The organism is Edaphosphingomonas haloaromaticamans (assembly GCF_001853345.1).
GTDB classification, from domain to species: Bacteria; Pseudomonadota; Alphaproteobacteria; order Sphingomonadales; family Sphingomonadaceae; genus Sphingomonas_E; species Sphingomonas_E fennica.
Genome location: NZ_MIPT01000001.1, coordinates 768,944 through 775,219 on the forward strand (window position 1 = coordinate 768,944; position 6,276 = coordinate 775,219).

General features: G+C 67.3%; 5 protein-coding genes. 2 read left to right on the forward strand and 3 right to left on the reverse strand.

Annotation, left to right across the window (positions count from 1 at the left end; genetic code table 11):
• Window positions 1-3: 3 nt before the first annotated feature.
• The 3 genes from BHE75_RS03535 to BHE75_RS03545 form a co-directional block, all read right to left on the reverse strand.
• Window positions 4-2,307 carry a TonB-dependent receptor domain-containing protein gene (locus BHE75_RS03535; RefSeq protein WP_070935451.1) on the reverse strand — a complete coding sequence of 768 codons (2,304 nt, stop codon included), beginning with the start codon at window positions 2,305-2,307 and terminating at the stop codon, window positions 4-6.
• A 130-nt stretch (window positions 2,308-2,437) separates the two neighbouring features.
• Complete coding sequence (locus BHE75_RS03540) at window positions 2,438-3,538, reverse strand: DUF5694 domain-containing protein (protein ID WP_070932454.1); 1,101 nt, start codon at window positions 3,536-3,538, stop codon at window positions 2,438-2,440.
• 83 nt (window positions 3,539-3,621) lie between these two features.
• Complete coding sequence (locus BHE75_RS03545) at window positions 3,622-4,641, reverse strand: SPOR domain-containing protein (protein WP_070932456.1); 1,020 nt, start codon at window positions 4,639-4,641, stop codon at window positions 3,622-3,624.
• A 193-nt stretch (window positions 4,642-4,834) separates the two neighbouring features.
• Between BHE75_RS03545 and BHE75_RS03550 the strand changes: the two genes are divergently transcribed.
• Both BHE75_RS03550 and BHE75_RS03555 read left to right on the forward strand, forming a co-directional pair.
• Window positions 4,835-5,551 carry a ParA family protein gene (locus BHE75_RS03550; RefSeq protein WP_015459310.1) on the forward strand — a complete coding sequence of 239 codons (717 nt, stop codon included), beginning with the start codon at window positions 4,835-4,837 and terminating at the stop codon, window positions 5,549-5,551.
• Window positions 5,552-5,562: 11 nt separating this feature from the next.
• Complete coding sequence (locus BHE75_RS03555; RefSeq protein ID WP_070935453.1) at window positions 5,563-6,207, forward strand: hypothetical protein; 645 nt, start codon at window positions 5,563-5,565, stop codon at window positions 6,205-6,207.
• The last annotated feature ends 69 nt before the right edge of the window (window positions 6,208-6,276 follow it).

The window sequence follows — 6,276 nt, forward strand, 5'->3', positions numbered from 1 at the left end:
GCTTTAGTTCAGCTTGCCGCTCAGCGAGATGCCGAAGACACGCGGCTCGTTATAGACGGCGGCCATGTAATTCTCGATCACGCCCTTCAGATTCTTCTCGTTGGTGATGTTGCGGACGAAGAAGGCGATCTCGTAGGCGCCATCGTTGCCGCTATAGCCGAGCTTCAGGCCGCCTTCGAAATTGCCCTTAGAATAGAACTCCTTGGTCTTGTAGAGCACGAAGTTCGTATAGCCCTGGATGTTCCAGTCGGTCGCCAGGAACAGCTTGCCCGCGTCGCTTACGGGCAGGTCGTAGCGGCCGGCGAAGTTCAGGTTGTACTTGGGCGCGTTGGGCAGCGGATTGCCGTCGATCTGCGCGAACACCGCCGGGCCGAACGCGGTCGGCACGGTGATGGTCGGGTCCTCCACGGTGCAGACGACCGCGCCGTTCAGCGCGCAGACCTGCGCATAGACGCGCTTGTCCTTGATCTCGGTATGCAGCACGCTGCCGCCCAGCGTCAGCGCCAGGTTGCGCACCGGCCGCCAGTCGGCCTCCGCCTCGAGGCCGTAAGCCCTGGCCTTGTTGGCGTTGAACAGCACGCCGTTGCCGTCGGCATCGTTGCCGTTCAGCTGGATGTCGTCGACCGTATAGGTGAAGGCCGATGCGTTCAGGCGCAGCGTGTTGTTGAACAGGCTGGTCTTCACGCCCGCTTCCCAGGACAGGATCGTCTCGGAATCGGCGGCGGTGAAATCGCTGTTGAACACGGCGGAGCGGCCCTGGATGGTCGGCCCGCGGAAACCCTTGGCGACGCGCGCATACAGGCTGACGTCGGGGTTCACCTGATAGAGCGCGCTGATGTCCCAGCTTGGCTTGGTGTCCTTCAGCTCGACGAAGGTGCGGCCCGTATAGGTCACGACGCCGGCCGCCGTATCGGCGGTCTTCAGCAGGCGGGTCTCCTTCTTGTCCTCGGTCACGCGGACGCCGCCCGTCAGGGTGAAGTCCGGCGTGATGGCGTAGCTCGCCTGGCCGAACAGCGCCCAGCTGGTGTTCACATTGTGCAGCCGCACCCAGTTGTTGGGATTGTGCGCGGCGGTGGTGAGGAAATAGGCGCGCTGGTAGAAATCGGTCGTGTCGCGGCTGTCGAAATAAAGACCGCCGACCTGCCATTTGAACGGCCCGTCATTGGCGCTCGCAAGGCGCACTTCCTGGGTCCACTGGTCGAGATCGCGCACCTTGCCCATCGACTGGCCGAAGCCGTTGGGCACGCCGTTGACGGGGAAGTCGGCGGCGGCACCACCGTCGGTATCGCCGCGGCTGTAGCCGGAGGTGGTCTCGTAAGCCGTGATCGACGTCAGCGTCACCGGCCCGAAATCATAATCGATGTGCAGCGATCCGCCGTAGGTGTTGTAGGCCTGCGGATTGTTGTCGGCTTCGTCGTAGGCCACTTCGTCGCGCGGCACATCGGTCTTGTTCGAACCCTTCTTCAGCGCGCCGCGCAGGAACAGGGTGGAGGTGCCGTCATAATCGCGGGCATGGCCGGATGCGAGGATGGACAGCCGCTCGGTCGGCGTCAGCAGCACCTGCAGGCGGATGTCGCGCTCGTCATAACCGCCCATCGCATTCTTCTTCGGCGTCACGGTGCCGTCGGCGCTGGTGCCGGTGAACACATTGTCCACATAATCGTCGCGGTGCTGGTAGAGGCCGGATACGCGCACCGCCACCTTGTCGGGCACGATCGCGCCGCCGATGCCGCCGTCGAAGGTCACCGTATTGTAGCTGCCATAGGATGCGGAGGCGCGGCCCTCCAGATCCTGGCTCGGGCGGATCGTATCGAACTTGATGATGCCGGCGGTGGTGTTGCGGCCGAACAGCGAACCCTGCGGCCCGCGCAGCACTTCCACCTGCCGCACGTCGAACACGGGGTTCGACTTCAGCACCACATGCTCCAGCACCACATCGTCCTGGATGATCGAAACCGGCTGGGACGCGCCGAGGTAGAAATCGATATTGCCCAGGCCGCGGATGTAGAAACGCGGGAAGATGCGGCCGGTGGTCGTCTCGGCATAAAGGCTCGGCACCCTGCCGGAGAGCGCCAGCAGCGTATCGTCGCCGCCGCTCTGGAAGTCCCGGAGGTTGCCGCCGCCGATGACGCCCACCGAAACCGGCACCTTCTGGAGATTCTCCGATCGCCGCTCCGCCGTCACCACGATCTCACCCAGATCGTCGCCGGCGCTCGTTTCCTGCGCTTGCACCGCGATGGGGCAGCAGAATGCGCCCATGGCGGCGCCCAGCAACAAGGATGATTTTCCAACCGCTTTGAACATCATTCCCCCTTTGGCGGTGTCTGTCCGGCCGCCAGTGACGCACATATTGCTTCTGTAACAAATCATTTCGGAAGCGCTGGCAAGGCGCCCTAGGCCGCGATTGTTTCCCTATCGTGACTACCTTTGGCGTCGGCTACTGAAGCACCGCATTGACGTCCACCAGCGTCACATCGTGCATCTGGTTGAGATAGGCCTCGTAATAGCCCTTGTGCGATGAGCCGACGATCGCGAGCAGGCGGGTGCCGGGCCGGCGGCCCAGCACGTCGCGGATATTGGCCGCCATGCGGAGGTTGCGCGTTTCCCAATAGCCCACATAGCTGCGGCCGAAGGCCTGCGGCGACGGTTCCTCGAGCGCGGCGCCGAAATCGGAGAGATAGACCTGCATCGGCACGCCGGGCGCATTATAGGCGCGATACATCGCCATCAGCCCGTCCGGGCGGAAGAGGCCCGCTTCCAGCCGATCATCCTCCGCCCGGCGCGCGTGCGCGGCGGGGTTGTCCCACGCGCGGCGGATCGCGGCTTCATAAGCCTTCTCGTCCACCGGGCCGGGGCTGTCGGCCGAATGATCGTCCACGCTCCACAGCCGCTCCAGGCCGAGCCGGGCGGCGAGGGGGGCTGCGATCAGGTAGCTTTCGTTACGCCGGTCCTTCAGCTTGTCCAGCAGGGCCGCCAGCTCGGCATTCAAGCCGTCGCCGGCGCGGCGTTCTCCCTCCGGCAGGCGCAGCCATTGCACCAGCGCGGAGCCGCGCTCGCCCGCCGCCAGGAAAAGGGCCGCCAGATGCCGCCGCTGTGCGGCCGAGGGCGCGGCCGGCCAGTCCGCCAGCAGGCGTTCGGCCTCGGCATTGGCGGCCGGCACGTCCAGCCCGGTCGCCTTGCCCGCGGCCACCGTGTCGGGGCAATAATCCTTCACCGTCTCCGCATAGCGGGAGGGATAGCGGCGCAGGCTGTCGCACTGCAGGCCGGACATGTCCTCGGTGGCGACGGCCGTCGGCCGCCAGCTTGCCAGTCGTTCCACAAGCGGGGCCGTCATGTCCGGCCGGAAGCTGTCGGGCAGGTCGGACAGGTGCATGGTCCCCAGCACCAGCACTTCGTTGGGCTTGCCGGCGGCCGGGCCTTTCAGCCGGTCGGGCTGGAAGGACGGCCGGTAATCCTGCCGTGGAGGATCTGCCAGGGCCGCCCCGGCGAACAGGGCGAGGCCCAATGCAACAAGCGTGGATCGACGAAGGCCGGCCATGCGACACCCCTTTTTTGAGCATGAACGAGATGCCGCTCTAGCTCGACTGTGTTGCTCATGCAATACAGTCGAATCGGTGCCGTCTAGCGCGTCGTGAAGCAGGCCTGGCCATGTGCCGCCAGCGCCGCGCAGGCGCGGTGGGCGGCGGCGTGATCGGGGAAGGGGCCGGCCTGCAATCGCGTCACCGCCCCCGCGTCGATCAGGAAGGATTGCTTGTCGGCCAGCACGGCATGCGTGTTCCTGAGCTTCTGCCACAGGCCCTCGGCGCGCGCGGCATCGCTGAACGCGCCGAGCTGGATGCGCCAGCCGCCGCTGGCGGAAGGCGAAGCCGCCGTGGCGGCAGGCGATCGATCGGGCGCCGCGACTTTCGCTTTCCTGTCCTTCGCGGCCTTGGCGGCGGGCACCGGGGCTGCTGCAGCCTCGGTCGCCATCGCCGGTATCGCCGTCTGTCCGACGGCGGCGGTGCGGCCCATTTTCAGCGCCAGCGCCTCGCCGCGACGGCGTTCGTCCTTGGGGATGTAGCGCTCCATCTCCGCCAGACTGTTCACCGCCGGGGGCAGGCCGCTCGCCGCAGCGCGCTTCATATAGGCATAGGCCCGCACCCAGTCGCGCGGCGGGGGATCGCCGTTGAAAGCCAGTGTGCCCAGCACGTAGAGCGCGCGGGCATCGCCCCGCTCGGCCGCCTTCTGCAGCCAGGGGAGGGCGGTTTGGCGATCGCCGTCGTCGAACAGCAGCAGCCCGTAGTTGGCCTGCGCCTGGGGATGGCCCTGCTCGGCCGCCCGGCGATACCAGTCGCGCGCCGCCTTCGGATCGGCGGCCACGCCACGGCCCAGCCGATAGGCCTGGCCCAGGTTGAACTGCGCATCGGCATTGCCGGCCTCGGCCAATGGACGCCAGAAGGCGATCGCCGCCGCATAATCGCCGCGCTTCCATGCGGCGACGCCCGCCGCCGGACCGGACGGCGCCGCCGGGCCGGGCGCGGGCGGCGCGAGAAGCGCCTGGGCCGCCGGGGTGTCGGCAGGTTCCGCCGCCGGTGCGAAGGTTGCCGCGCCCGCCGCCGCCAGCACCGCCACCGCACCCAGCCATTGCCCCGACGAAACCATGCTTGTTCCCTGTAAACCCGGCCTGCCCGCCTGATCGGCCCACCTCGGCCATGAGGCCGGGATGGTTAATCTTTCGTCAGTGATCTTGCCCCGGTTCGTTCCATACTATCGGTATGGCATTCCCGCAATTTAACGAACTTTTAGGCCGCCCAGTGGCATTCGTTGCGATAGCGACGGTTATTGGGGATTGGATATGCGGGTATTGGCGCTGGCATCGCAGAAGGGCGGGTCCGGCAAGACCACGCTTTCCGGCCATCTGGCGGTTCAGGCGCAGCGCGCTGGCGCGGGGCCGGTGGTGCTGATCGATATCGATCCCCAGGGCTCGCTGGCCGATTGGTGGAACGAACGGCAGGATGACATGCCCGCCTATGCGCAGACCACGGTCGCGCGGCTCGCCGCCGATCTGGAGATGCTGCGCCAGCAGGGCTTCCGCCTCGCCGTGATTGATACGCCGCCGGCGATCACCGTCGCGATCCAGAGCGTGATCCAGGTGGCGGAACTGGTCGTCATCCCCACGCGGCCCAGCCCGCACGATCTGCGCGCCGTCGGCGCCACCGTCGATCTGTGCGATCGCGCCGGCAAGCCGCTGATCTTCGTGGTCAATGCCGCGACGCCCAAGGCCAAGATTACCTATGAGGCGGCGGTGGCGCTGTCGCAGCACGGCACCGTCGCGCCCGTGACCCTGCATCACCGCACCGATTTCGCCGCCTCGATGATCGACGGCCGCACCGTGATGGAGGTCGATCCCAAGAGCAAGTCGGCCGCCGAGGTCGAGGCTTTGTGGAGCTACGTCTCCGATCGGCTCGAGAAGAATTTTCGCCGCACCGTGTTCGCCGCGCCCGGCCAGATCGCGGTCACCGGCAGCGCGCGGCCCATGGGTGGCTTCGGCCGCCGCGTGGTCCAGCACTGAGGGGGATGATGATGAGCGAATCGCGTCCCTTCGCCTCCCTCACCTCCGGCCTGCTCGCCCGCAAGGGCTTCGCGCGGCCGGCCATGCGCCCGCAGGGCCATGCGCTTACCCCTTCGCATGACGATCTCGGCTGGAACGACATGGGCAGCTTCCGCGCGGCGGAGGAGGAACGCCCCCAGCCGGCAGTGTCCTTCCTCACCCCGCTCTCCGGCGGTGAGGATGCCGGATCGCCCGTGTTTGAGCCCGCGCCTCCCGTCGTCCATCGCCAGCAGGAGGTGATCGCGCAGGAATTCGGCGCCGCCCTTCCCGCTCCTGACGATGCGGTTGCTGTTGAGGCCCCGGCCGCCGCAATCGAATCGCCGGTCGTGGCGGAGGTTGCGCCGGTCGCAGCCGCGCGCGCGCGCAAGGCGGCCCGCTCGAAGGCGCACGGCACGCGCGTCGGCACCCGCACCAAGGCGGCGCCCGGCTCGCGCGCCAAGGCGGCCTTCACCCTGCGGCTCGATCCCGAACGTCATCTCCGGCTCCGGCTGGCCTGCGCGGTCGGCCATCGTTCGGCCCAGCGGCTGCTGATCAACGCGCTCGATGCCTATCTGGCGGATATCCCCGGCCTCGATGCGCTCGCCCAGAATGTGCCGGGCGGGGCGCCATCCGCCTGACCGGTATCGTCCATATTGTTCGGGCCGTCATTGTTCGGGCCGTCATTGTTCAGGCCGTCATTGTTCAGG